This window comes from Streptomyces sp. NPDC059668 (genome assembly GCF_042734135.1).
Classification (GTDB): domain Bacteria; phylum Actinomycetota; class Actinomycetes; order Streptomycetales; family Streptomycetaceae; genus Streptomyces.
Genome location: NZ_JBHWEL010000014.1, coordinates 117,920 through 144,186, shown reverse-complemented (window position 1 = coordinate 144,186; position 26,267 = coordinate 117,920). Strand labels below are relative to the sequence as shown.

The following is a 26,267-nucleotide window of genomic DNA, read 5'->3' as shown; positions in this document are numbered from 1 at the left end:
CGTCCTGGGGTCATGAAACAATCGGACCGGCTCACACGAACCAGCAGCGAGCAGGAGACACAGCACGATGCGTATCGGAGTTCTCACCGCAGGCGGCGACTGCCCGGGCCTCAACGCAGTGATCCGGTCGGTCGTGCACCGAGCGGTCACCACCTTCGGAGACGAGGTCATCGGATTCGAGGACGGGTACGCGGGCCTGCTCGACGGCCGCTACCGCACCCTCGACCTGAACGACGTCGGCGGCATCCTCGCCCTCGGCGGCACCATCCTCGGTTCCTCGCGGCTGCAGCGCGACCGGCTCCGTGAGGCCTGCGAGAACGCGCAGGACATGGCGCGTGAGTTCGGTATCGACGTACTGATCCCGATCGGCGGCGAGGGCACCCTGACGGCGGCGCGGATGCTGTCGGACGCGGGCCTGCCGGTGGTCGGCGTCCCGAAGACGATCGACAACGACATCTCCTCGACGGACCGCACCTTCGGCTTCGACACCGCGGTGGGCGTGGCCACGGAGGCCATGGACCGCCTGAAGACGACCGCCGAGTCGCACCAGCGCGTGATGGTCGTCGAGGTCATGGGCCGGCACGCGGGCTGGATCGCCCTGGAGTCCGGCATGGCGGCCGGTGCCCACGGCATCTGTCTGCCCGAGCGTCCCTTCGACCCCGCCGACGTCGTCGCGATGGTCGAGGAGCGCTTCGCCCGCGGCAAGAAGTTCGCGGTCATCTGTGTCGCCGAGGGCGCCCACCCCGTCGAGGGCAGCATGGACTACGGCCACGGCGCGATCGACCAGTTCGGCCACGAGCGCTTCCAGGGCATCGGCACGGCGCTGGCGTACGAGCTGGAGCGGCGCCTCGGCAAGGAGGCCAAGCCGGTCATCCTCGGCCATGTGCAGCGGGGCGGCACCCCGACCGCGTACGACCGGGTCCTGGCGACCCGGTTCGGGTGGCACGCGGTGGAGGCCGCCCACCGGGGTGACTTCGGCCGGATGACGGCGCTGCGCGGCACCGACGTGCTGATGGTGCCGCTCGCGGAGGCCGTGACGGAGCTGAAGACGGTCCCGAAGGACCGGATGGACGAGGCGGAGTCGGTCTTCTAGCGGATGCCTCCCGGCGGGGCGGCCGACGCCTTCCGGGCCCGGCGCCTTCGGGCCCCGCGTGTCCGGGCGCGCCCCGGTACGCCGGGGCCCCGGCGGTGCGGCGGACCGGCGGTCGCGCCCTGGGTACGGGGGTCCCGCCCGGGTACGGGGGTCCCGGCCATCGGTCGGTGGCCCGGCCGTGGAGCGCGTGGAGCCGGGCGTGTGGCCGGGGCAGTCAGTCGGCCGTGGGTCCGAGTCGGGGTCCGGGTCCAGGTCCGGCGGGCCCCGGGGGTCTGGCCTCGAAGAACCGGTGCCGACAAGCCCTGCCGCGGAGCGGCAGCCCCGGCGCGAAGCCGGCAGTCCTGGCGCGGAGCCGGCAGCGCTGTCACGGAGCGGCAGTCCTGGCGCGGAGCCGGCAGCGCTGTCACGGAGCGGCAGTCCTGGCGCGAAGCCGGCAGCCCTGTCACGGAGCGGCAGCCCCGGCACGGAACCCGCAGCCCCGGCACGGAAGCCGCAGTCGTGCCGTGAGGCCGGCGGCCCGGCGGTCGTGCCGGAAGCGCGCCGACCGGTGGTCGACCGGTCGATCCGGTCGGGGATGCCTTCGGGCGGTCGGTCCTCAGTACGTGCTCCGCTGGACCGTCGACCAGAAGTGGTCGACGATCCGGTCGAGGAAGTCCTGGCCGGAGTCGTCGGCCTCGGCCGCGGCCGGCCCGGCCGCCCAGCTCAGCGTCGCGGCCATCTGCCCCTGGTACTCCTGGTGCAGTTCCTGGAGGACGTCCTCCAGGAGGCGCCGGTCCAGCGGGATCATCTTCCCCACCGGGCGGGAGTACGCCTGCCAGCGGGTCGTCACCGCGCTCCGCAGCAGTTCGGCGAGTCTGCCGTCGCGGCCCGTGACGGTGACGAAGTCCCGCAGGGACAGTTCGAGCTCGTCGGCGAGGGCGGTGGACTGCCGTTCGTTGCCGCGCCACTCGTCGGTCTCCTCCATCTTCTGGTAGGCGGGGAGGTCGAGTCCGACGGCGCGGGCCAGGTCCTCCTGAGCGAGGCCGCGCGCGACGCGGTGTTCGCGCAGGGTCCGCGGCGCGCCGATGATCTCCCCCGGCGAGCACCACAGCACCCCCGCGAGCGCGGTGAGTTCGGGACCGCTCGGGACGGTGGTCCCGCGCTCCCAGGCGGCGACGAGATCGGGTGTGACGTACGGCATCCCGTACGAGGCTCTCATTCCGTAGGCGACGTGCTCGGGCCTCATACCGAGTGCCGTCCTCAGTCTGCGGGCGGCGTGGGCGTTGAAGGGCGGTGTGGGCTGTTGGGCCTGCGGTCGCTGCACGCGCACAAAATATGGGGTCGGAGGAGCGCTGACTACATTCCGTCCGGACACAGATACAGATTGTAGGAAACTACGGTGCCGGCGGACGCGTCCCGTGAGGCCTCGCCGCGGGCCCTCCTCCTCGGCTGTTCCGCTCAGCCCTTGACCGCTCCTCCCAGCGCGAACCCCCCTCCCAGGCGGCGCGCCACCAGCACGTACAGCAGGATCACCGGAGTCGAGTAGATGACCGAGAACGCCGCCAGCTGCCCGTAGACCACCGTCCCCCGGTTGCCGAAGAAGTCGTTGATGCTCACCGACGCGGGCATCTGGTCCGGTGTCAGCAGCAGCATGAAGGGGACGAAGAAGTTCCCCCACATCATCACGAACGAGAAGACCGTCACCACCGCGACCCCGGGGCCCATCAGCGGCAGCACGATCCGCACCAGGGACTGAAGCGACGACGCGCCGTCCGTCCACGCCGCCTCCTCCAGCTCCCTGGGCACCCCGTCCATGAAGTTCTTCATCAGCCAGATGGCGAAGGGGAGTTGGGAGGCGGCGAAGAAGAAGACGGTGCCCTGCACGGTGTCGATGAGGTTCACCCGCACGAACAGCGCGTACACCGGAACCATGATCGCCGTGATCGGCAGGCAGGTCGCGAAGAGGATGGTCAGCAGGAAGGGGCGGTTGAGCCGCGAGCGGAACCGTGAGAGCGGATACGCCGCCAGAGCCGCGCACACCACGGTCAGCGCGGTCCCCCCGCCGCACAGGACCAGGCTGTTCAGCAGGGGCGTGAAGGTGATGTCCGGCTTCAGCACCGCGTCGAAGTTGTCCAGCGTGAGCCCGTCGGGGACCCGCACCCGCAGATCCGCGTGCGTGTCCAGCGACGACAGCACCACCCAGGCCAGCGGCAGCACGAACGCCGCGGCCACGAAGAGGAGTCCCGCGTCCGCCGCCAGACGCCTGCCCACCCGGCGGGACCTGAGGGTGGCCCCCGTCAGCAGAGCCATCTCAGACCTCCGTCCGCAGGAGCCGCATGTACACCACGGAGAACAGCGCCCCGACCACCAGCAGCAGCAACGCGACCGCCGTCCCGTACCCGATCATGCTCTTCTGGAACGCCTGCTCGTACATGAACAGGGGTAGCGTCTGGCTCCTGTTGCCGGGGCCGCCCCGCGTCATCACCCAGATCAGCCCGAACACCGAGAGCGTCTGGAGGGTGTTGAGCATCAGGTTCGTGCCGATCGACCGGCGGATCATCGGGAGCGTGATGTGCCACATCCGGCGCCAGCCGCCCGCGCCGTCCACCTCCGCCGCCTCCGTGATCTCCTTCGGGATCTCGTTCAGCGCCGCCGAGTAGACCAGCATCGAGAAGGCCGTGCCCCGCCACACGTTGGCGAACGACACCGCCAGGATCGGGAGGGTGAACAGCCAGTTCTGGGTGGGGAGATGGAGCCAGTCCAGGATCGCGTTCAGGGTGCCCTCCCGCCGGAAGAACGCGTACAGCAGGAAGCCCGCCACCACCTCCGGCAGCACCCACGCCGTGATCACGATCCCGCCCACCAGCGTCCGCACCGGCTTGGAGGCCCGCTGCATCAGCGCGGCCAGCGCCAGCCCGAGCGTGTTCTGGCCGACGAGCGACGACAGGACCGTGAACACCAGCGTCAGCCACACCGCGTTCAGGAACGCCTCGTCCTTGAACGCCGCCCGGAAGTTCTCGAAGCCGACGAAGGACGAGTGCGCCTGGCCCGTCAACTGGAGGTCGGTGAAGGCGATGTACGCGCAGTAGGCGATGGGGCCGGCCAGGAAGAGGAGCAGCAGGATCACGGCCGGCGCGAGGGGCAGCGCACGCGCCAGGGACCGGGGGCGCCCCGGCCGTCGCGGCGGCACGGTCCGCGCGGCGGCCGGGGCGGCGGGTGCCGCCCGCGTGCCCACGCTCACTTGCGCACCACCTGGCCGTCGGTGGCCGTCTTCAGCTCCTCGTCATAGCCGCTCGCCGCCTTGTCCACCGAGCTGTCCCCGGTCGTCACGCCCTCCATGGCCTCCTGGACGGCGGTCGAGACCTTGGGGTAGGCGGGGTACGCCGGGCGGTAGTGCGTGCTCGCGACCAGGTCCGTGAAGAACTTGATGCCGGGCTGCGCCTGTACGTACGACGGGTCGGACGCCACGTCCTTGCGCACCGCGATACCGGAGTTGGCGATGTACCACTTCTGGGCGTTCGCCTTCGTCTGCATCGTCTCGACGAACTTGAAGGCGAGGTCGGGGTTGCCGGCCTTGGACGGGATCGCCCAGGTCCAGCCGCCGGACATGCTCACCTTGCCGGGTGCCTGGCCGTGCTGGGTCGGCATGTACGCGAGGCCGAGCTTCTGCGACCACTCGGGCCACTCGTGCCCCGCGCCCTGCTGCCAGTCCTGCGGGAGCCAGCTGCCGTCCAGGTCGATGCCGAGCTTGCCCTTGGGCAGCAGTTCACCGCGGATGGTGGTGCTGAAGTTCGGGTCCAGGGCGTCCGAGACGTCGGGGCCCAGCTTCTCCTTGTAGACCGTCTCCACGAAGGTGAGCGCGTCCTTGAAGGCCTGGCTGCCCGCGACCCACTTCTTGGCGGCCGTGTCGTACAGGGGGTCGGCCGACCCGTCGCCCGTGCCGTAGAGCAGCATCTCGAAGCCCTGCATGGTGGCGGCCTCACCGGCCGCCTTGCCCGTGTAGACGTTGAGCGGGGTGACGCCCGGGACCTTCCGCTTGATGGTGCGGGCGGCGCTGAGCACGTCGTCCCAGCTCTTCGGCTGCCAGTCGGCCGGCAGCCCCGCCTTCTGGAAGACGCCCTTGTCGAACCAGAGTCCGCGGGTGTCCGTGCCGTCCGGGACGCCGTACGTCTTCCCGTCCTGCGCCTTGGCCGCGGACTTCGCCGTGTCGATGAACTGGTTCCAGTCCGGCCACTTGTCCAGATAGGTGTCGAGAGGCTTCAAGTACCCGCTGGTGATGTCGGAGTTGATGAGGAAGGTGTCCTCGTAGACCAGGTCGGGGGCGGTCTTGGGCGATCTCAGCATCTGCTGGAGCTTGGTGTAGTACTCCGAGTCGGGCGCCTTGATCGGGACGAGTTCCACCTTCTTGCCGGGGTTCGCCTTCTCGAACTCCTTCTTCATCTGGCCCAGATAGGTGTCCATGACGCGGATCGAGTTGTCCGTGGACTGCTTGAAGGAGATCTTCACGGTGTCCGGGCTGCTGCCGGAGCCCGATCCGCAGGCGCTGAGCGCGGTGGCGGTGAGCAGAGTGGCGAGGAGAAGTGGGGTGGCGTTGGGGCGCACGGGCACGACCTCCTACTGGCCGACGTCGTCGGTGGCCGGGTTGTCTGCCCGGTGAACCTAAGAGCGTGGACTAGTCCAGGTCAATGACCTTGCACCGCCTTGCGACCGAACACGGCCCGGAGAAACCCCTGTTGAACACCGCATACGGAACTAACCCTTCACCCAGCGGTACTGCAGCTCGGGCCGTCCGACCTGCCCGTACTGCGGCGCGCGTGCGGCGCGGCCCGCGTCCACCAGGTGCTCCAGATACCGCCGGGCCGTGATCCGCGAGATGCCCACCACCTCGGCGACCCCGGCGGCTGTGAGACCGTCCGCGCAGTCCCGCAGGGTGCGGGTGACCCGTTCCAGGGTCGGTGCGCTCAGCCCCTTGGGCAGCGCCGCCGGGCCCGGGGCGCGCAGGGTGGCCAGGGCGCGGTCCACCTCGTCCTGGCCGCTCGCCTCGCCCGCCGCCGCGCGGAACTCGGCGTACCGGACGAGACGGTCGCGCAGGGTGGCGAAGGTGAAGGGCTTCAGGACGTACTGGACGACCCCGAGCGAGACCCCTTCCCTGACGACCGTGAGGTCCCGCGCGGAGGTCACCGCGATCACGTCCGCGTGGTGGCCGGCGGCGCGCAGCGAGCGGGCGAGCTGGAGTCCGTGCACGTCCGGCAGGTGCAGATCGAGGAGCAGCAGGTCCACCGGGGTGCGGTCCAGGGCGCGGCGCGCCTCGGCGCCGGTGCGGGCCTTGCCCACCGCCGTGAAGCCGGGGACCCGCCCGACGTACATGACGTGCGCGTCGGCGGCCACCGGGTCGTCCTCGACGACGAGGACACGGATGGGCTGGGGGTCGGTCATGCGTCGCCTCCGGGCAGGACGTGCGGGACGGGCTCGGGGGCGAGGTCCGTCCGGGCGGCGGCCCCGGACCCGGTCACCGTGTCGGCGGTGGCCGCGGCCGTCGTGGGCAGCGGCAGCCGTACCTCGAACTCCGCGCCGCCCCCCGGCGCTTCGGCCACCGTCAGGGTGCCGTCGTGGCGGCTCACCGCCTGGCGTACGAGGGCGAGGCCCAGCCCGCGGCCGGCGGGCCCCGCCGGTTTCGTCGACCAGCCGCGCCGGAAGACCGCCTCCGTGTGGGCCGGATCGACCCCGGCGCCCGTGTCGGCGACCCGCAGCACGAGGCCGGAGCCGTCCGTGAAGGCCGTGACGGTCACCCGCGCCCGCACCGTGCCCTGTGCCGCGTCCATCGCGTTGTCGATCAGGTTGCCGAGGACCGTCACCAGGTCGCGGGCCGGCAGGCCGGCCGGCAGCAGACCGTCGTCGATGCCGCTCTGCTCCGAGACCACCAGCTCCACGCCCCGCTCGTTGGCCTGGGCCGCCTTGCCCAGCAGCAGCGCGGCGAGGACCGGTTCGCTGACCGCCGAGATCACCTCGTCGGTGAGCGTCTGGGCCAGTTCCAGTTCGGCCGTGGCGAAGTCGACCGCCTCGTCGGCGCGGCCCAGCTCGATCAGCGAGACGACCGTGTGGAGACGGTTGGCGGCCTCGTGGGCCTGTGAGCGCAGGGCCTGGGTGAAGCCGCGCTCGGAGTCGAGTTCGCCCGTCAGCGCCTGGAGCTCGGTGACGTCGCGCAGGGTGACGACCGTGCCGCGGCGTTCGCCGCCGGTGACCGGGGAGGTGTTGACGACCAGCACCCGGGACGCCGTGAGGTGCACCTCGTCCACCCGGGGCTCCGCCGACAGGAGCGCGCCGGTCAGGGGCGCGGGCAGGCCGAGCTCGGCCACCGAGCGGCCGACCGCCTCGTCCCCCACACCGAGCAGCTCCCGGCCGCCGTCGTTCATCAGCGCCACCCGGTACTGCCCGTCCAGCATCAGCAGCCCTTCGCGGACGGCGTGCAGTGCGGCCTGGTGGTAGTCGTGCATGCGGCTCAGCTCGGCGGCGTTCATGCCGTGCGTGGAGCGGCGCAGACGGGCGTTGATGACGTAGGTGCCGATGCCGCCGAGGACGAGGGCGCCGCCCGCGACGCCGATCAGGGCGGTCACCTGGTCCTGGACGCGTTTGGTGATCGCCTCCACCTTGATGCCCGCGCTGACCAGGCCGACGATGTGCCCGTTGTCCAGGACCGGGGTGACGGCGCGTACGGACGGGCCGAGGGTGCCCGTGTAGGTCTCGGTGAAGGACTTGCCGCGCAGGGCGGGACCGATGTGCCCGAGGAAGTGCCGCCCTATCAGCGTCTCGTCGGGGTGGGTCCAGCGGATGCCCCGCGGGTTCATGATCGTCACGAAGTCCACGTCGGTGTCCCGCTGCACCTGGAGGGCGTACGGCTGAAGGGGCCCCGTGGGGTCCGTGGTGCGGATCGCGTCGCGGACGGAGGGGGCGTCGGCGACCGAACGGGCCACGGCCATCGCCTGGCGGCCCGCCGCCTCCTCGGCCTGGCTGCGGTCGCTGACGTAGGTGAACAGCGCGTACCCGGCGACGAGCACCGCGATGAGCACGGCCTGCATGGCGAAGAGCTGGCCGGCCAGGCTGCGGGGTCTCGGGACGCGGGGGAGGCGCATGGCGCCAGTCTGCCTGCCCTTGTAAGCGTGAACTAAATGAACGGAAGGGTGACCGCCCTCACACACCGGGAGATAGTCACCGCATCCCCCGGGCGCACGCCCCCCGGTTCTCCCGGGAGGCGTGTCTCCCGGTTCCCCGGACGTGAGCCGCACGCCGGATGATGCCGACGACGTCGTCAAGGAGGGCAGCCGTGGCCAGCACCCCAACGGCACCTGCCGCACCCGCCGCCAAGCGGGACCGCACCCACTACCTCTACATCGCGGTGATCATCGCGGTCGCCCTCGGAATCGGCGTCGGGTTCGCCGCGCCCGACTTCGCCAAGGAGCTCAAGCCGATCGGTACCGGCTTCGTCGCCCTGATCAAGATGATGATCTCGCCGATCATCTTCTGCACGATCGTGCTCGGGGTCGGCTCGGTGCGGAAGGCCGCCAAGGTCGGCAAGGTCGGCGGTCTCGCGCTCGGTTACTTCATCTGCATGTCGTTCGTGGCCCTGGCCATCGGCCTGGTGGTCGGCAACATCATCCACCCCGGCAGCGGAATGCACCTGACCGAGGCCGTGAAGGGCGTCGGGCACACGCAGGCCGAGGCCGCCGCCGAGGGGCCGGTCGACTTCATCCTCGGGATCATCCCGACCACCTTCGTCTCGGCCTTCACCGAGGGCCAGGTCCTCCAGACGCTGCTGATCGCGCTGCTCGTGGGCTTCGCGCTGCAGGCCATGGGCCAGGCCGGCCGGCCCGTGCTGCGCGGCGTCGAGCACATCCAGAAGCTGGTCTTCCGCATCCTCGGCATGATCATGTGGGCCGCGCCCGTCGGTGCCTTCGGCGCCATGGCGGCCGTCATCGGCGAGACCGGCACCGACGCGCTGAAGGCGCTGGGCACGATCATGCTCGGCTTCTACATCACCTGCGCCCTCTTCGTGGTGATCGTGCTCGGCACGCTGACGAAGCTGGTGGCCAAGATCAACGTCTTCCAGCTGCTGAGGTACCTGGGCCGGGAGTTCCTGCTGATCGTCTCCACCTCGTCCTCCGAGTCCGCGCTGCCGCGGCTGATCGCGAAGATGGAGCACCTGGGTGTCAGCCGCCCGGTCGTCGGCATCACCGTGCCGACGGGCTACTCCTTCAACCTCGACGGCACGATGATCTACCTGACCATGGCCTCGCTGTTCATCGCCGACGCGATGGACCAGCCGATGAGCATCGGCCAGCAGATCGGCCTGCTGCTCTTCATGATGGTCGCCTCGAAGGGCGCCGCGGGGGTCTCCGGCTCCGGTATCGCCGTACTGGCCAGCGGTCTGCAGTCGCACAAGCCGGCGCTGGTGGACGGCGTCGGTCTGATCATCGGCATCGACCGCTTCATGAGCGAGGCGCGCGCCGTCACCAACTTCGCGGGCAACGCGGTGGCCACCCTGCTCATCGGCACCTGGACCGGCGAGGTCGACAAGGAGCGGGTGAACCGGGTGCTCGCCGGTGAGCTGCCGTTCGACGAGCGGACGTTGCTGGACGACGCGGGCGAGGACGCGGACGACGCCTCCGCCGAACTGCCCGAGCAGGGCGGCGACAAGGAGCTGGCCAAGGCCTGACACCACCGCCCGCTCCACGCGCCGGCGCCCGCCACCCCCGGACGGGGCGCCCCTCCCCACGGGACGCTCCCCCTGACAGGGCGTCCCCTGGACGGGGCCGGCGCCCTCGGGCCGCCGGGCGGCCGGGTCCTCCCCCCCCCCTGGACCCGGCCGCCCGGCGCGTCAGCGAGGCAGCCCGCGGGCTGCCTCGCTCTCGTTCACCCCGCGTCGCCGAGCTTCGCCACCAGAGCGGTGGCACGGGAGGCGGGCACACCCGCCGTGGTCAGCATCGTGACCGCGGCGGAGCGGCCCGCCTCCGCCGCCGCGAGCAGACCATCGTTCACCGCCTCCATCAGCGCGAACAGCATCTGCTCGTGCACGTACGCCAGCGCCGGGGCCGGCAGCGGGGACTCGAAGACGCCCTGTTCCAGGCCGCGTCGGAGCACCTCCGCGCAGGCCTCGCGCACCGGGGTGAGCCGCTCGCGAATGCCCTGCACCGTGACGCTGCGCTGTGCCAGCGCGACCAGCAGGCGGTAGCGGTCGGCGATCTCCCAGACCGCGAGCGTCGAGCGGATCAGCGCCTCCGCCGGATCCTCGACGCCCTCCCGGCCCGCCGCGTGCGCGGCGGCCACGGCCTCCACCGCGCCGTCGGTCAGCGTGCTGACGAGCACCTCGCGGCTCGGGAAGTGCCCGTACACGGTGCGCCGTACGACGCCCGCGGCCCGTGCGATCTGGTCCATGGAGGCGTCGGGGTCGCGCAGCAGCTCGGCGAGCGCGACGTCGAGGATGCGGCGGCGGTTCGCGTCCGCGCGGCTGGCACTACCCGTGGTCATGGCTGTCATTCTGCACGCCCCGCGTCCTGCTCCGCCGCTGCTGCGTCCAGGGCTCCGCCCCCTTGATTTGCACACCGTTGTGCATCGTCGTACATTGCACACTGTCGTGCAGTTGCACGGCGTTGTGCAAGTCGAGTGAGGAGAGGGCGGCCGTACCCATGCGTCTCGTCGTCAACGAACCGGTCGAGCGGATGGACCGGCCCTACGCCCGGCGCTGGTGGGCGCTGCTGGTGCTCTGCCTGAGCCTGCTGATCATCGTGATGGCGAACACCGCCCTCACCGTCGCGGCCCCCGACATGACCCGGGACCTGGGCCTGTCCAGCGCCGACCTCCAGTGGGTCATCGACGGCTACACCGTCCCGTACGCCGCGCTGATGCTGCTGCTCGGCGCGATCGGCGACAAGTACAGCCGGCGCGGCGCGCTCGTGCTGGGACTGGTGGTCTTCGGCGGCGGCGCGGTGGCGGGCTCGCTCGTGGACAGCTCCGCCGGGGTCATCGCGGCCCGCGCCGTGATGGGGGTCGGCGCCGCGCTGATCATGCCCGCGACGCTCTCGCTGCTCGCCGCGACCTTCCCGCGCGCGGAACGCGCGAAGGCGATCACCCTGTGGACGGCCACGGCCGGACTCGCCATCGCGGCGGGGCCGCTGGTCGCGGGCGCGCTGCTCCAGCACCACGGCTGGTCCTCGACCTTCCTGATCAACGTGCCGATCGCCGCCGTCGCGATCGTCGGCGCCCTCGTCCTCGTACCGCCCTCCAGGGCCGCGCACCGGCACGGCATCGACCACGTCGGCGGCCTGCTGTCGGTCGTCTGGATCGGCTCGCTGGTCTACATGATCATCGAGGGGCCGCACTTCGGATGGGGCGTCCGCGCCGTCACGGCCGCGGTCGTCGCGGGGCTCGGGCTGGTGGCCTTCGTGGTGTGGGAGCTGCGGCACCCGCGCCCGGTCGTCGACGTACGCCGGTTCACCCAGCGGCGGTTCGCCGGCTCGAACCTCGCCGTGGCGCTCTTCTTCCTGGCCGTCTTCGGCGCCTTCTACTACCTCACGCAGCACCTGCAGTTCGTGCTCGGCTACGACGCGCTCGACACCGGAGTGCGGATGCTGCCGCTCGCCGGGGCGGTCTTCGCCGGTTCGGCGCTCACCGGCTACCTCACGCCGCGCGTCGGCATGAGGATCACCGTGACCGCGGGCATGGTCGGCGGTACGGCGGCGCTCGCGCTGCTCACCCGGGTGGACGCGGCCTCGTCCTACGGCGACTTCGTCCTGCCCCTCGTCATCCTCGGCCTCGCCATCGGGCTCGCGCTCTCGCCCTGCACGGACGCCATCATGGGCGCGTTCCCCGAGTCCGAGCTCGGTGTCGGCGGGGCGGTCAACGACACCTCGCTGGAGCTCGGCGGTTCGCTCGGCATCGCCCTCCTCGGCTCGGTGCTGGCGAGTTCGTACTCCTCGCACCTCTCGGACGCGACCAGGGGCGGCAAGCTCCCGGCGGACGCGCTGGCCACGGCCCAGGACTCGGTCGGCGCGGGCTACGCGGTGGCCCAGGGCATCGGCGACAAGGCCCGGCAGCTCGGCGAGCAGGCGGCGCGGGCCGGGCACGCCGGGAACACCGAGAAGGCCGCGCAGCTGAAGGCGCAGTCCGACCAACTCGCCCACGGAGCGCGGCAGATGGCGGACGCGGTCGGTTCGTCCTTCGCGGACGCGGTGGCGCACACCAGCCTGATCGGCGCGGTGATCCTGGGCGTGGGGACGGTACTGGTGGCGGTGCTGCTGCCGTGGAAGGAGCGCGCGGCGGGGGCGCGGACGGACGAAAGGGACGCCCGGGACGCCGGGGACTCCGAGATCGCCGGTGACGCGGGCGCCGTCGGGGATGCGGGGGTCGCTGGGGACGCGGGGGACACTGAGGCGGAGTCCGGCTCCGGGGCCGGCTCCGGGTCCGAGTCCGGGTCCGAGTCCCAGTCCGAGTCCCAGTCCGAGGAGAGCGCCGCGGTGCGCTGACCGTCTCCCATGACGGTGTTCCCGGAACCGTGACCCCCGGGCCTCCGTCTCGTAGAACATGCACTACCGTGCCGTGCCGGACCTACCGGCACGGCACGTGATGTTCTGCATGTTCTGCGGAGGGCACGGAGTATGAAGATCGACTGGGACCGGCGGACGTGCGCGCGTCGCGGCCATGCGACGTACGCGCCGGACGAAGCGGGGCTGCGTGACCGCCTGCGCGCCGCGACCAGCCTCGGCGAGGCCTGGCGCTGTCTGCGCTGCGGCGACTTCGTGCTCGGCGAACCGCACGGCGCGGGGCCCGCCGAGGAGGCGCCGCTCGTGCCGCGCGGCAAGGTGCTGCGGGACCTGTTCATCCTGCGCTTCCTGGCGATCGAACGGGCCGTGCGCGGGGTGTTCATCGTGCTGGTCGCGGCCGCCGTGTGGAGGTTCAGCAACAGCCAGGACTCCGTGCGCCGCCTCTTCGACGATTATCTGAACGTATTCCGGCCGGTCTTCCGGCACTTCCACTACGACCTCGACCACTCGCCGGTCGTCGGCACCATCCAGAAGTCCTTCGGCTACAAGCACTCCACGCTGGTCCTGGTGGCCGCGCTGCTGCTGGCGTACGCGCTGATCGAGCTCGTCGAGGCGGGCGGCCTCTGGTACGCGAAGCGCTGGGCGGAGTACCTGACGGTGGTCGCCACCGCCGCCTTCCTGCCCCTGGAGATCTACGAGCTGACCGAGCACGTCAGCTGGCTGAAGATCGCCACCCTGGTCCTCAACATCCTCGCCGTCCTCTACATCGCGCTCGCCAAACGGCTCTTCGGGCTGCGCGGCGGACGCGCGGCGTTCGACGAGGAGCGGCAGAGCGCATCGCTGCTGGAGGTCGAGGAGTCCGCGGGTGTGGTGGCCCCCGCCTGACCGCGCCCGGCCACGCCCGACCATGCCCGGGTACTCCGCCGGCGGCGGCCTTGCCCTGACGCCGACGTCAAGGATTACGTTCGGGGCATGCGAATCGGCGAGCTGGCGACGAGGGCCGGGACCACCACGCGCACTCTGCGCTACTACGAGTCGCGGGGGCTGCTGCCCGCGCGGCGCACCGGCAACGGCTACCGCACCTACGACGAGGACGACCTGAAGCTGCTGCGGCAGATCAGGACACTTCAGGACTTCGGGTTCGACCTGGAGGAGACGCGGCCGTTCGTGGAGTGCCTGCGGGCCGGGCATCCGGAGGGGGACTCCTGTCCCGCCTCGCTCGCGGTCTACCGCCGCAAGCTGGATGAACTCGACGCGCTGATCGGTGAGTTGCGGGCCGTTCGGACCGAGGTCGGCGCGCAGCTGGCGCGGGCCGAGCGGGCGCGCGACGAGCTGGCCGCCGACGCGGCGGTTCCGGGGGGTCCGGAGCCGGTGTGCGAACTGGGAGGGCGGACACGGTGATCGATCCGACCGGCGTGGCTTCGGTGACGGACGCGGACTTCGAGACGGAGGTGATCGGCGCGGAGCTGCCCGTGCTGGTGGAGTTCACCGCCGACTGGTGTCCGCCGTGCCGGCAGATGGGGCCGGTGCTGAGCGCTCTCGCGGCCGAGGAGGAGGGGCGGCTCAAGGTCGTCCAGCTGGACGTCGACACGAATCCGGAGACGACCAACGCCTACCGGGTGCTGTCGATGCCCACGTTCATGGTGTTCCGCGGGGGTGAGCCGGTGAAGTCGATGGTGGGCGCCCGGCCCCGGCGGCGGCTGCTGGAGGAGCTCTCCGACGTGCTCTGAGCGGGGCGCCTCAAGCACGGACGGCACAAAGAAAAACCCCCGGGGAAATTGCACCCGGGGGTTTTCCTTGCGTATATTGAATGGTTCGCGACTTCAATCCATCAAGTCGTGGAGAAGTTCACTGGCCACAGTATATCCGGGCGGGAGCGGAATTGTCAAACAGGGGCTCGAACACAGAAATTCCCGATGTTGAATTGCAGCAGGAGCAGGAATTCATCGACGGGCTGTACGCGCGCGTCGACGTGCTGCGGGGCGACACCGAGGCCTCGGTCGGCGACGCGCTCGCGCAAGGCAACACGCCCATGCAGGCCCGGCTCGAACGCGATGTGCTCGTCGCCGAGCGCTCGGGGCTGCTGGCCGCGCTGAACGCCGTGGACGGCTCGCTCTGCTTCGGCCGGATCGACCTCACCTCCGGCGTCAGCCACCACATCGGCCGCATCGGTGTCCGTGCCGACGACACCGAGCACACCCCCATCCTCATCGACTGGCGGGCCCCGGTCGCCCGCCCCTTCTACCTCGCCACCGGGCACACCCCGATGGACCTGCGCCGCCGTCGGCACATCAGCACCGAGGGCCGCCGGGTGACCGACGTGCACGACGAGATCCTCGACCTCGGCGACCACCGGCGCACCGGTCACGAGGACCCGAGCGGTGACGCCGTCCTGCTCGCCGCGCTCAACTCGGCGCGCACCGGCCGGATGAGCGACATCGTGCAGACCATCCAGGCCGAGCAGGACCGCATCATCCGCGCCCCGCACCGGGGTGTGCTGGTGGTGGAGGGCGGCCCCGGCACCGGCAAGACGGCCGTGGCGCTGCACCGGGCCGCGTTCCTGCTGTACGAGTACCGCGAGCTGCTGGCCAAGCGCGCCGTCCTGATCGTCGGCCCGAACCCGGCGTTCCTCGGCTACATCGGCGAGGTGCTGCCCTCGCTCGGCGAGACGGGTGTCCTGCTCGCGACCGTCGGCGAACTGTTCCCCGGGGTGAAGGCGACGGCCACCGACACCCCCCGGGCCGCGGCGGTCAAGGGCCGCGCCGACATGGCCGAGGTGCTGGTGTCGGTGGTCCGCGACCGGCAGGCACTGCCCGACCCGGTGATCGCGATCGAGCACGACCGCGACATCCTGATGCTCGACGCCGGACTCGTACGGGTCGCGCGCGATCGCACCCGTGAGGCCGATCTGCCGCACAACGTGGCCCGCGAGTACTTCGAGGGCCACATCCTCAACACGCTCACCGACATGCTCGCCGAACGCATCGGCACCGACCCCTTCGACGGGTCCAACCTGCTCGATCCGAGCGACATCACGCAGATCCGTGACGAACTCGCCGAGAACCCCGAGGTGTGGTCGGCCATCGACCAGCTGTGGCCGCGGCTGACCCCGCAGCGGCTGGTCGCCGACTTCCTCGCCGACCCGGAGGGCTACGTCGGCGAGGAGGACGCCGAGGCGATCCGCCGTCCGGTCACCGGCGCGTGGACCGTCGCCGACGTCCCGCTCCTCGACGAGGCCGCCGAACTGCTGGGCGAGGACGACCGGGTCGCGCGGGCCCTGGCCGACCAGGAGCGCCGCGCCCAGGTCGCCTACGCGCAGGGCGTGCTCGACGTGTCCTACGCGTCCCGTACGTACGAGTTCGAGGACAAGGACGAGGAGGACTCCGAGGTCCTGTCCGCCCACAACATCATCGACGCCGAGCGGATGGCCGAGCGGCACGAGGAGGACGACCACCGCAGTGCCGCCGAGCGGGCGGCGGCCGACCGCACCTGGGCGTTCGGCCACATCATCGTCGACGAGGCGCAGGAGCTCTCGCCGATGGCCTGGCGGCTGCTGATGCGGCGCAGTCCCACCCGGTCGATGACGCTGGTCGGAGACCCCGCGCAGACCGCAGAGGCGGCCGGGGTCGGGTCGTGGGAGCGGATCCTCGCCCCCTATGTCGAGGACCGCTGGGAGCACACCCGGCTCGGCGTCAACTACCGCACCCCGTCCGAGATCATGGAGGTGGCGGCGGCGGTGGTCCGTGCCGAGCACCCCGGCTTCGAACCGCCGAGTTCGGTGCGGACGACGGGTGTACGTCCGTGGGTCCGCGCGACCGACGACCTGCCCGGCGCGGTGGCGAAGGCGGTGGCGGAACTGACCCCGGCGGAGGGCCGCCTCGCGGTCGTCGCCCCGCGCGACCTGCACCCGGAGCTGGCCGCCCGGCTGGACGGGGTGCCGGCGGGCGGCGAGCCCGACCTGACCCGGACGGTCGTCCTGCTCGACCCCCGGCAGGCGAAGGGGCTGGAGTTCGACTCCGTGCTGGTGGTGGAGCCGGGACGGTACGGCACGAGCGACCTGTACGTGGCCCTGACCCGGGCCACCCAGCGACTGGGCGTCCTGCACACCGGGGAGCTGCCCGAGGCGTTGGCCGGGGCGTTCGGGTAGGTGCGGGTGCGGGGACGACGGCGTGCCGGAGCCGTCACGGCGGGCGGTGCCGGCAGCGGGGCGAGGAGCTCCGCTGCCGGCACCGCGGAGGCCGCCGCCCCGCGAGGACCGGCCCTCAGGCCGGTCGCAGCCAGACCGTCGCCAGTGGTGGCAGCGTGAGGCGGATGCTGGCCGGGCGGCCGTGCCAGGCCTGGAGTTCCGGCTTGACGACGTCGGGGTTGGTGACGTCGCTTCCGCCGTAGCGGGCGCTGTCGGTGTTGAGGGTCTCCTGCCAGGCGGGGACGGAGTCGGGGACGCCGAGGCGGTAGGCGTGCCGGACGACGGGGGAGAGGTTGGAGACCGCGAGCAGCGGGTTGCCCTCGGCGTCGAGACGCAGGAACGCGAAGACGTTGTCCTCCGCCGCGTCGCCGACCACCCACTGGAAGCCGGACGGGTCGGTGTCCTGCTCCCACAGCGCCGGCGTGTGGCGGTAGACGGTGTTGAGGTCGCGGACGAGGTCGCGGACGCCGCGGTGGTCGGCCTCGGCGGGGTAGGCGGGGTCGAGGAGCCACCAGTCCGGTCCGTGGGTCTCGGACCATTCGGCGCCCTGGGCGAACTCCTGTCCCATGAAGAGGAGTTGTTTGCCGGGGTGGGCCCACATGAAGCCGAGGTAGGCGCGGGTGGTGGCGCGTTGCTGCCACCAGTCGCCGGGCATCTTGGAGACGAGTGACTGCTTGCCGTGGACGACCTCGTCGTGGGAGATGGGCAGGACGTAGTTCTCGCTGTAGGCGTAGACCATGGAGAACGTCATCTCGTGGTGGTGGTACTTGCGGTGGACCGGCTCGTGCTGGACGTAGTCCAGCGAGTCGTGCATCCACCCCATGTTCCACTTCAGCCCGAATCCGAGTCCGCCGAAGCCGCCGGGGCCGGAGTGGTGGGTGGCGCGGGTGACGCCGTCCCAGGCGGTGGATTCCTCGGCGATGGTGACGACGCCGGGGTTGCGGCGGTAGACGGTGGCGTTCATCTCCTGGAGGAAGGCGACGGCGTCGAGGTTCTCGCGGCCGCCGTGTTCGTTGGGTGTCCACTGGCCGGGTTCGCGGGAGTAGTCGAGGTAGAGCATGGAGGCGACGGCGTCGACGCGGAGTCCGTCGATGTGGAATTCCTGGCACCAGTAGACGGCGTTGGCGACGAGGAAGTTGCGGACCTCGCGGCGTCCGAAGTCGAATTCGAGGGTGCCCCAGTCGGGGTGGGCGGCGCGTTGGGGGTCGGCGTGTTCGTAGAGGGGGCGTCCGTCGAATGCGGCGAGGGCCCATTCGTCGCGGGGGAAGTGGGCGGGGACCCAGTCCATGAGGACGCCGATGCCGGCTTGGTGGAGGGCGTCGACGAGGTGTTTGAAGTCGTCGGGGGTGCCGAGGCGGGCGGTGGGGGCGTAGAAGCCGGTGACCTGGTATCCCCAGGAGCCGCCGAAGGGGTGTTCGGCGACGGGCATGAGTTCGACGTGGGTGAAGCCGAGGTCGGCGACGTAGGCGGGGAGCTGCTGGGCGAGCTGACGGTAGGTCAGGCCCGGTCGCCAGGACGCCAGATGCACCTCGTACACGGAGAACGGCGCCTCATGGGCGGGACGCCTGCCCCGCTCCGCCATCCACTCCTCGTCGTGCCAGGTGTGGTGCGAGGTGTGGACGATCGACGAGGTGCGCGGCGGGACCTCGGTGCGGCGGGCCATCGGGTCGGCGCGCAGGGTGCGGGAGCCGTCGGGGCGGGTGATCTCGAACTTGTAGAGCTCGCCCTCCCCGATGCCGGGCACGAACAGCTCCCAGACGCCCGTCGAGCCGAGCGACCGCATCGGATACCCCGTGCCGTCCCAGAAGTTGAAGGTGCCCGCGAGCCGGACCCCGCGCGCGTTCGGCGCCCACACCGTGAAGCGGGTGCCGGTCACGCCCTGGTGCGTCATCGGCTCGGCGCCCAGTGCCTGCCAGAGCTGTTCGTGGCGGCCCTCGCCCAGCAGATGGAGGTCGAGCTCGCCGAGCGCGGGCAGGAAACGGTACGCGTCCTCGGTGTCCTGGACCGTCCCCTCGTACGTCACGAGCAGCCGGTACGCGTCCGGGACCGCGCGCAGCGGCAGCAGGGCCGAGAAGAAGCCGTCCCCGTCGTCGTGCAGCTCGGCCCGCAGGTCGTCCGTCACGACGGTCACGCCCAGCGCGTACGGCCGGAAGGCCAGGAACGCCACCCCGCCCGGTACCGGATGGGCGCCCAGGACGCCGTGCGGATCATGGTGCGTACCGGAGAGCAGCCGCTCCCGGTCGTCAGGACCGAGACCGGCGAAGGCGGGAGCGTTGTCGGCGGGCGCGCGGGAACTTCCCTGGAGGGACGGGGAGTTGGCAGGGCTGTCGGCAGCGCTGTCGGCAGCGCTGTCGGCGAGGGTGCCGGCGGGCGTGGGAGGGATGTCGGAGGGGGCCGGAGCGACGACCGTGGGTACCGGGGAACCGGCGGCGGCCGGGCCGGGAGCCTTCCCGGAGGACTTCGCGCCCTTGCTCCCGGCGGGCTTCTTGCCGGCGGACCTCTCGGGGGTCTTGGCCGCCGGTTTCCCCTCGGCCGGCTTCCCGGCCGCCGCCTGCTGGGCCGCAGTCTTCTGGACCGCCGCCTTCTTGCCGGTGGCCGGCTTCTTGGCACCGTTCTTCTTCGGACTGTCGTCGGACGGGGGGCGGGGCGTCACGGGCAGGGCCTCCTCGGCGGGGTGATCGGGAAACGTCAGGGGGATGCGGCGAGCCGGCCCACCGCCGCCAGGGGCACCGGCAGCCAGTCCGGCCGGTGCCGGGCCTCGTAGAGGACCTCGTAGACCGCCTTGTCCGTCTCGTAGGCGCGCAGCAGGACGGGGTCGGTGCGCGGGTCGCGTCCGGCGGCCTCGGCGTAACCGGCGCAGTACGCGGCCCGGCAGATGTCGGCCCAGTCGGACACGGACACGGACGGGGCGGGGCCGGTGGTCCGGGGATTCGAGCGGGCCGCGTAGTCGAAGGAGCGGAGCATCCCGGCCACGTCCCGCAGGGGCGGCTGCGGCATACGGCGCTCGGCCAGCGCCTTCGACGGCTCGCCCTCGAAGTCTATGAGCGACCACTCTCCGGTGGGCGAACGCAGGCACTGGCCGAGGTGCAGATCCCCGTGGACGCGCTGTGCGGTCCAGGTCTGTCCCTCCGCGGCCAGGTCCGCGAGCGCCTCGAAGGCGGTCCGCAGACCGGGAGCGTACGGGCGCAGCGCGGGCACCGCCTGGGCCGCCGCGGCCAGCCGCTCGGTCATGCCCTCGACCAGCAACTCCATCTGTACGTGCCCGAGCGTGGTCGTGGGCAGTGCGCGGGCGAGCGCCGTGTGCACCTCGGCGGTGGCCCGGCCCAGTGCCCGCGCCTCGCCGCCGAAGTCCTCGCCCTTGGCCAGTCCGTGCAGCGCCAGCTCCCAGCCGTCCGTCGCGCCCCGGACGAAGGGCTGGAGCACACCGAGGACATAGGACTCGCCGGCTGCCGGATTCTGGGCGTCCGTGATGTCCGCCGTCATCCACGCCGTGGGTGCCGGAACCCGCGGGCAGCCCTCCCGCGCGAGCACGCGCGGCAGCTCCAGGTCGGGGTTGACGCCCGGCACGATGCGCCGCAACAGCTTGAGGATGAACGTATCTCCATAGACGAGGGAGGAGTTGGACTGCTCGGAGGTCACCAGCCGGGGCGTCAGCCCGCCCCGGATCTGCTGACGGTGGTCGCGCTCGAAGCGCAGCTCGCCGATCCGGGCCCGGGTGCGCAGCGCTTCGAGGAGCACGTCGCCGGGGCGGGGGTCGTGCAGCGCCTCGTAGACGGTGCTCCCGGCCAGCGGTCCTTCCTCCACATGTCCGATCAGCGCGGGCGCGAGCCGCGGCGGGAGCGTCTCGCGTACGCCGATCAACAGCTGGTAGCAGTCGCCCTGCCGGGCGGTGGCGCCCTGCGCCGGGGTGGCCGGCTGGTGCGCCCGTACCAGGAGGTGGAGCAGGCCCAGCTGACCGGACGTCGGCAGTAACTCGTTGGCCGTCACCAGGGAGAATCCGGTGACCGGACGTCCCTTGCCCGCGAACCAGCGCTGGCGTGGCAGCCACTCCCGCAGCAGCGGGTCGAGCGACGCGAGCAGCTCGGGGCGTGCGACGTGTTCCGTGGCAGGGTGCGTGGCGGCTTCCGACATGGCGTCGCGTCCTTTCCCCAGGGACCGGGGGACCGGGGGACCCAAGGACCCAGGGACCCGGAGTCCGGGCGAGTCGGGGGTGTTACTGATGGGTGCCCAGGGCGGGACGGGGGAAACCGCCCCGCCCCGGTTCTACACGGCGTCCTTGCGGAGTCGGAACCAGTAGAAGCCGTGGCCTGCGAGGGTGAGCAGGTAGGGGAGTTCACCGATGGCGGGGAAGCGGACGCCGCCGATGAGTTCGACGGGGTGACGGTCGTTGAAGGCCCGCAGGTCGAGTTCGGTGGGCTGGGCGAAGCGGGAGAAGTTGTGCACGCACAGCACCAGGTCGTCCCCTTCGTCCTCGGTCGAGGGGGCTTCGCGCAGGAAGGCGAGGACGGCGGGGTTGGAGGAGGGGAGTTCGGTGTAGGTGCCGAGGCCGAAGGCCTTGTTCTGTTTGCGGATCTCGATCATGCGGCGGGTCCAGTGCAGCAGTGACGAGGGTGAGGACATGGAGGCTTCGACGTTGGTGACCTGGTAGCCGTAGACGGGGTCCATGATCGTGGGGAGGAAGAGGCGGCCGGGGTCGCTGGAGGAGAATCCGGCGTTGCGGTCGGGGGTCCACTGCATGGGGGTGCGGACGGCGTCGCGGTCGCCGAGCCAGATGTTGTCGCCCATGCCGATCTCGTCGCCGTAGTAGAGGATCGGGCTGCCGGGCAGGGACAGGAGCAGGGCGGTGAAGAGTTCGATCTGGTTGCGGTCGTTGTCGAGCAGGGGGGCGAGCCGGCGGCGGATGCCGATGTTGGCGCGCATGCGCGGGTCCTTGGCGTATTCCGCGTACATGTAGTCGCGTTCTTCGTCGGTGACCATTTCGAGGGTGAGCTCGTCGTGGTTGCGCAGGAAGATGCCCCACTGGCAGTTGTTGGGGATGGCGGGGGTCTTGGCGAGGATCTCCGAGACGGGGTAGCGGGACTCGCGGCGGACGGCCATGAAGATGCGGGGCATGACGGGGAAGTGGAAGGCCATGTGGCACTCGTCGCCGCCGGAGGGGAAGTCGCCGAAGTAGTCGACGACGTCCTCGGGCCACTGGTTCGCCTCGGCCAAGAGCACCGTGTCCGGGTAGTGCGTGTCGATCTCCTTGCGCACCCGCTTCAGGAACTCGTGCGTCGCCGGCAGGTTTTCGCAGTTGGTTCCCTCGACCTGGTACAGGTACGGGACCGCGTCCAGCCGGAAGCCGTCGATCCCCAGGTCCAGCCAGAACCGCAGCGCGGAGACGATCTCCTCCTGGACGGCGGGGTTCTCGTAGTTGAGGTCGGGCTGGTGGGAGAAGAAGCGGTGCCAGTAGTACTGCTTGCGGACCGGGTCGAAGGTCCAGTTGGAGGCCTCGGTGTCGACGAAGATGATCCGGGCGTCCTGGTACTGCTTGTCGTCGTCGGCCCAGACGTAGTAGTCGCCGTAGGGTCCTTCGGGGTTGGCGCGGGACTCCTGGAACCACGGGTGCTGGTCGCTGGTGTGGTTCATGACGAAGTCGATGATGACCCGCATGCCGCGCTGGTGGGCGGCGTCGACGAACTCGACGAAGTCGGCGAGGTCGCCGAACTCGGGCAGCACGGCGGTGTAGTCGGAGACGTCGTAGCCGCCGTCCCGCAGGGGGGACTTGAAGAACGGGGGCAGCCAGAGGCAGTCGATGCCGAGCCATTGCAGGTAGTCGAGTTTCGCGGTGAGGCCCTTGAGGTCACCGACGCCGTCGCCGTTGCTGTCCTGGAAGGAGCGGACCAGGACCTCGTAGAAGACGGCGCGTTTGAACCATTCGGGGTCGCGGTCCTTGGCCGGAGTGTCCTCGAAGGTGTCCGGTACGGGCTCGTTGATGATCATATGGTGGGTGACCCTCCGATGTGCGGTGAGGACGGTCGCAGGACGGTGAGAATGTGCGCGGGCCTGTGCCCCGGCTCCAGACGCACATAGTTGGCCCTGCCCCAGTGGTAGGTCTCGCCGGTGAGCTCGTCGCGCACCGGCACGGACTCGTGCCAGTCCAGGCCGAGTTGCGGCATGTCCAACGAGACCGTGGCCTCCTGGGTGTGGTGGGGGTCGAGGTTGACCACCACCACAACCGTGTTCGATCCGCGGGCGTCCGTGACGGACTTCGAGTAGGCGATCACCGCCTCCTTGTCCGTGTGGTGGAAGTGCAGGTCGCGCAGTTGCCGCAACGCCGGGCTGCTCCGCCTGATCGCGTTGAGCACACCCAGCAACGGCGCGATGCTATGTCCGTCACGCTCCGCCGACTCCCAGTCACGCGGACGCAGTTGGTACTTCTCGGAGTTCAGGTATTCTTCGCTCCCCTTGCGCAGCGGGGTCCCCTCGCACAGCTCGAAACCGCTGTAGACGCCCCAGGTCGGTGACAGCGTCGCGGCGAGCACCGCCCGCAGCTCGAAGGCCGGACGGCCGCCGAGCTGAAGGAACTCGTGCAGGATGTCCGGGGTGTTGACGAAGAAGTTGGGCCGCATGGACGCGGCGGCCTCGCCCGACAGCTCGGTGAGGTAGTCGGTCAGCTCCTGTTTGGTGTTGCGCCAGGTGAAGTACGTGTACGACTGCTGGAAGCCGATCGCCCCGAGCGTGCGCATCATCGCGGGCCGGGTGAACGCCTCGGCCAGGAAGATCACGTCCGGGTCGGTGCGGTTGATCTCGGCGATGACCTGCTCCCAGAAGACCACCGGCTTGGTGTGCGGGTTGTCCACCCGGAAGATCCGGACACCGTGGTCCATCCAGTGCCGCAGCACCCGCAGCGTCTCCCGGACCAGCCCCGGCATGTCCTCGTCGAAGGCGATCGGGTAGATGTCCTGGTACTTCTTCGGCGGGTTCTCCGCGTACGCGATCGTCCCGTCGGCGCGGTGGTGGAACCACTCCGGGTGCTTCTCCACCCACGGGTGGTCGGGAGAGCACTGGAGGGCGAAGTCGAGGGCGATCTCCAGGCCCTCGCGCTCCGCCCGCCGTACGAACGCGTCGAAGTCGGCGAGGGTGCCGAGATCCGGGTGGATCGCGTCGTGCCCGCCCTCCGGGGAGCCGATCGCCCAGGGCACGCCCACGTCGGTCGGACCGGCGGAGAGGGTGTTGTCGGGGCCCTTGCGGTAGGTGGTGCCGATGGGGTGGATCGGCGGCAGGTAGACGACGTCGAAGCCCATCTCCGCGATGGCGGGCAGGCGTTCGGCGGCGGTGCGGAACGTGCCGTGGACCGGCGGGTCCAGCTGTCCGCTCTCCGAACGCGGGAAGAACTCGTACCAGGAGCCGAAGAGCGCCCGTTCGCGCTCCACGAGCAGGGGCAACGGCTCGGAGGCCGTGACGAGTTCGCGCAGCGGATGGCGGGCGAGCAGCCGGTCCACCTCGGGGGTGCGGGCGGCGGCGAGCCGGGCGGCGGCCGGCCGGCCGATGTCGCGCAGCGCGTCCACGGCGGCGAGCACGACGGCTCTCGCGCCCTGGCCCGCGGGCACACCTTCGGCCGCCCGTTCGTACAGCCGTGCGCCCTCCTCCAGGACCAGTTCCGTGTCGAGGCCGGCCGGGATCTTGATGCCCGCGTGGTGGCGCCAGGTGGAGACCGGATCGCTCCACGCCTCCACCGTGTATGTCCAGCGGCCCGTCCGGTCCGCGGAGACCGTGGCGCCCCAGCGGTCGGTGCCGGGGGCGAGTTCGCGCATCGGGGCCCAGGGGCCGGTGCGGCCCCGCGGGTCCGTCAGGACGACGTTCGCGGCGACCGCGTCGTGGCCCTCGCGGAAGACCGTGGCGGAGATCTCGAAGGCCTCGCCGACCACCGCCTTCGCCGGGCGGCGGCCCTGGAGGACGAGGGGACGTACGTCGAGGACGGGAATGCGTCCGACGCCGCCGCGAGGTTCGGCGGAGGGTTTCTCCGGGGCGCCGGGAGCGGCGTCGACCGCGCGTGGGGGGGATGTGTCGGAGGTGGTCGTCGGGGGTGGCGACGTGTGGTGCGTGGCGGGCATGACCGCTCCTGTCCGCGTCAACGTGGGTGGGCGGATGAGGGTGTGGGGAGGTGGGGCCTGCGGGCTGTACCGCAGGAGCCTTCCCACCCTATTCGGGTGGGCAATCCGGCGCTTTGTTAACTCCTTACGCGTATGTCTGCGTCCAGGACCGGCCTCGCCCCGCGCGGACGGGGCCGGTTTTCCTCCCCCCGGTGGATCTCTAGGGACCGCCGACCCGCAGCAGCCTGTCGGGCGAACCCGCCCCCGCGCGGGCCACCCTCCCGGACACCGCGTCCCCCACGAGTGCCCTGGCCACCTGGGCCGGTGTCGCCCGCCGGTGGCCGGCCAGATAGAGCGCCGCCGCGCCCGCGACGTGCGGACTCGCCATCGAGGTACCGGAGAGGGTCGCCCTCCCGGTGTCGCTCCGGTACGACGCGGAGGTGATCGCCACACCGGGCGCGAAGAGGTCCAGCGACGGCCCGTAGTCGGAGAATCCCGCCCGGGTGTCGGTCCGGTCGACGGCGCCGACGGTGAGGGCCTGCGCGACGCGGGCGGGGGAGTACAGATTGGCCGGTTGTCCGCCATTGCCCGCGGCGACCGCGTAGGTCACGCCGGAGGCGATGGAGTTGCGTACGGCCGCGTCCAGTTGGGCGTTGGCCTTCCCGCCCAGGCTCAGATTGGCGACCGCGGGCCGGTGCGCGTGCCGGGTGACCCAGTCGATGCCCGCGATGACCTGCGCGGTGGTGCCGGAGCCGTCGTCGTCGAGCACCCGGACGGAGACGATCCGGGCCTTCTTGGCGACGCCGTACGCCGTCCCGGCGACGGTGGCCGCGACATGGGTGCCGTGTCCGTTGCCGTCGCCCGCGGTCCGGTCGTTCCCGACGAAGTCCCAGCCGTAGCGGGCCCGGCCGCCGAAGTCCCGGTGCGTGATCCGGACGCCGGTGTCGATGACGTACACCGTCACGCCCGCGCCGGCCGGCGCCGGGGCGGCGTACCTCCCGTCGAGCGGCAGACCGGGCTGGTCGATCCGGTCCAGGCCCCAGGACGGCGGGTCGCCCCCGGCCCGGTCGAGCCGCACCCTGCTGTCCTGGACGACCGAGGCCACCCGGGGGTCGGCGGCGAGCCGGCGGGCCTGCCGTTCACCGGCCCGTACGGCGTAGCCGTTGAGCGCGGTGCCATACGTATGGCTGATTTTCGCCCCGTACTTCCCGGCGATGCCCCTCCCCTCGGGAGACGGGGCCCGAGTACTCCCCTTGAGCGTCACGATGTAGCTTCCGCCGACGGAACCGGGGGCGGGGGGGGGGGGGGGGGGGCGCCCCCCCCCCCCCCCCCGCGCCCCCCCCCCGCGGGGCGCGCGCGGCGCCGCGCGCGCCGCGCGCCCGCCCGCCCGCGCGCCCCCG

19 protein-coding genes are annotated in these 26,267 nt (G+C 71.4%); 7 read left to right on the top strand and 12 right to left on the bottom strand.

The annotated features are described in order from the left end of the window. Positions 1–67: 67 nt before the first annotated feature. Positions 68–1,093 carry an ATP-dependent 6-phosphofructokinase gene (locus ACFV2J_RS13895; RefSeq protein WP_168530304.1) on the top strand — a complete coding sequence of 342 codons (1,026 nt, stop codon included), beginning with the start codon at positions 68–70 and terminating at the stop codon, positions 1,091–1,093. Positions 1,094–1,688: 595 nt separating this feature from the next. Here ACFV2J_RS13895 and ACFV2J_RS13890 read toward each other — a convergent pair. The 6 genes from ACFV2J_RS13890 to ACFV2J_RS13865 all read right to left on the bottom strand — a co-directional run bounded on the left by ACFV2J_RS13890 (position 1,689) and on the right by ACFV2J_RS13865 (position 8,202). Then, positions 1,689–2,402, bottom strand: coding sequence for a helix-turn-helix domain-containing protein (locus ACFV2J_RS13890; RefSeq protein WP_385438683.1), 714 nt, complete (start codon positions 2,400–2,402; stop codon positions 1,689–1,691). Between the two features lie 128 nt (positions 2,403–2,530). Next, positions 2,531–3,382 carry a carbohydrate ABC transporter permease gene (locus ACFV2J_RS13885; protein ID WP_385093607.1) on the bottom strand — a complete coding sequence of 284 codons (852 nt, stop codon included), beginning with the start codon at positions 3,380–3,382 and terminating at the stop codon, positions 2,531–2,533. 1 nt (position 3,383) lies between these two features. Next, positions 3,384–4,262 (bottom strand): carbohydrate ABC transporter permease, encoded by an 879-nt coding sequence (locus ACFV2J_RS13880; RefSeq protein ID WP_385093612.1) that lies wholly within the window; start codon positions 4,260–4,262, stop codon positions 3,384–3,386. Positions 4,263–4,309: 47 nt separating this feature from the next. Then, complete coding sequence (locus tag ACFV2J_RS13875) at positions 4,310–5,680, bottom strand: extracellular solute-binding protein (RefSeq protein ID WP_385093605.1); 1,371 nt, start codon at positions 5,678–5,680, stop codon at positions 4,310–4,312. 144 nt (positions 5,681–5,824) lie between these two features. Then, positions 5,825–6,508 carry a response regulator gene (locus ACFV2J_RS13870; protein ID WP_385093602.1) on the bottom strand — a complete coding sequence of 228 codons (684 nt, stop codon included), beginning with the start codon at positions 6,506–6,508 and terminating at the stop codon, positions 5,825–5,827. After that, entirely contained in the window at positions 6,505–8,202 is a 1,698-nt protein-coding gene (locus ACFV2J_RS13865; protein WP_385093599.1) for an ATP-binding protein, read from the bottom strand. The genes ACFV2J_RS13870 and ACFV2J_RS13865 overlap by 4 nt, the downstream gene beginning before the upstream one ends. Positions 8,203–8,360: 158 nt before the next feature. Here ACFV2J_RS13865 and ACFV2J_RS13860 point away from each other — a divergent pair, with 158 nt between their 5' ends. Then, the gene (locus ACFV2J_RS13860) at positions 8,361–9,782 is read left to right on the top strand and encodes a cation:dicarboxylate symporter family transporter (protein WP_385093596.1); all 1,422 of its coding nucleotides are present in this window, start codon (positions 8,361–8,363) and stop codon (positions 9,780–9,782) included. A 197-nt stretch (positions 9,783–9,979) separates the two neighbouring features. On the opposite strand, the gene ACFV2J_RS13855 is transcribed toward ACFV2J_RS13860, so the two are convergent. Continuing rightward, complete coding sequence (locus ACFV2J_RS13855) at positions 9,980–10,603, bottom strand: TetR/AcrR family transcriptional regulator (RefSeq protein WP_385097706.1); 624 nt, start codon at positions 10,601–10,603, stop codon at positions 9,980–9,982. Positions 10,604–10,752: 149 nt separating this feature from the next. Between ACFV2J_RS13855 and ACFV2J_RS13850 the strand changes: the two genes are divergently transcribed. The 5 genes from ACFV2J_RS13850 (at position 10,753) to ACFV2J_RS13830 (ending at position 16,753) form a co-directional block, all read left to right on the top strand. Further along, positions 10,753–12,588 (top strand): MFS transporter, encoded by a 1,836-nt coding sequence (locus ACFV2J_RS13850; protein ID WP_385097709.1) that lies wholly within the window; start codon positions 10,753–10,755, stop codon positions 12,586–12,588. A gap of 132 nt (positions 12,589–12,720) precedes the next feature. Then, a complete protein-coding gene (locus ACFV2J_RS13845; RefSeq protein WP_385096773.1) occupies positions 12,721–13,491 on the top strand; it encodes a DUF2127 domain-containing protein in 771 nt (256 codons plus the stop codon). Positions 13,492–13,578: 87 nt separating this feature from the next. Next, entirely contained in the window at positions 13,579–14,007 is a 429-nt protein-coding gene (locus ACFV2J_RS13840; protein WP_385096776.1) for a MerR family transcriptional regulator, read from the top strand. Next, positions 14,004–14,336, top strand: a complete 333-nt coding sequence (locus ACFV2J_RS13835) for a thioredoxin family protein (RefSeq protein WP_385096779.1) — start codon at positions 14,004–14,006, stop codon at positions 14,334–14,336. Before ACFV2J_RS13840 ends, ACFV2J_RS13835 begins: the two co-directional genes overlap by 4 nt. Before the next feature lie 194 nt (positions 14,337–14,530). Then, positions 14,531–16,753 (top strand): HelD family protein, encoded by a 2,223-nt coding sequence (locus ACFV2J_RS13830; protein WP_385096782.1) that lies wholly within the window; start codon positions 14,531–14,533, stop codon positions 16,751–16,753. Positions 16,754–16,868: 115 nt separating this feature from the next. On the opposite strand, the gene glgB is transcribed toward ACFV2J_RS13830, so the two are convergent. The 5 genes from glgB to ACFV2J_RS13805 form a co-directional block, all read right to left on the bottom strand. Continuing rightward, positions 16,869–19,445: a 1,4-alpha-glucan branching enzyme gene (gene glgB, locus ACFV2J_RS13825; protein ID WP_385438672.1), complete on the bottom strand. Its 2,577-nt coding sequence runs from the start codon at positions 19,443–19,445 to the stop codon at positions 16,869–16,871. 35 nt (positions 19,446–19,480) lie between these two features. Next, positions 19,481–20,923, bottom strand: a complete 1,443-nt coding sequence (locus ACFV2J_RS13820) for a phosphotransferase (protein ID WP_385098101.1) — start codon at positions 20,921–20,923, stop codon at positions 19,481–19,483. Between the two features lie 132 nt (positions 20,924–21,055). Beyond that, positions 21,056–22,774 carry a maltose alpha-D-glucosyltransferase gene (gene treS, locus ACFV2J_RS13815; RefSeq protein WP_385438668.1) on the bottom strand — a complete coding sequence of 573 codons (1,719 nt, stop codon included), beginning with the start codon at positions 22,772–22,774 and terminating at the stop codon, positions 21,056–21,058. After that, positions 22,771–24,888, bottom strand: a complete 2,118-nt coding sequence (locus ACFV2J_RS13810; protein WP_385438665.1) for an alpha-1,4-glucan--maltose-1-phosphate maltosyltransferase — start codon at positions 24,886–24,888, stop codon at positions 22,771–22,773. The genes treS and ACFV2J_RS13810 overlap by 4 nt, the downstream gene beginning before the upstream one ends. A gap of 199 nt (positions 24,889–25,087) precedes the next feature. Beyond that, the coding region (locus tag ACFV2J_RS13805; protein WP_385438662.1) for a S8 family peptidase at positions 25,088–26,267 on the bottom strand (1,180 nt) is incomplete at its 5' end.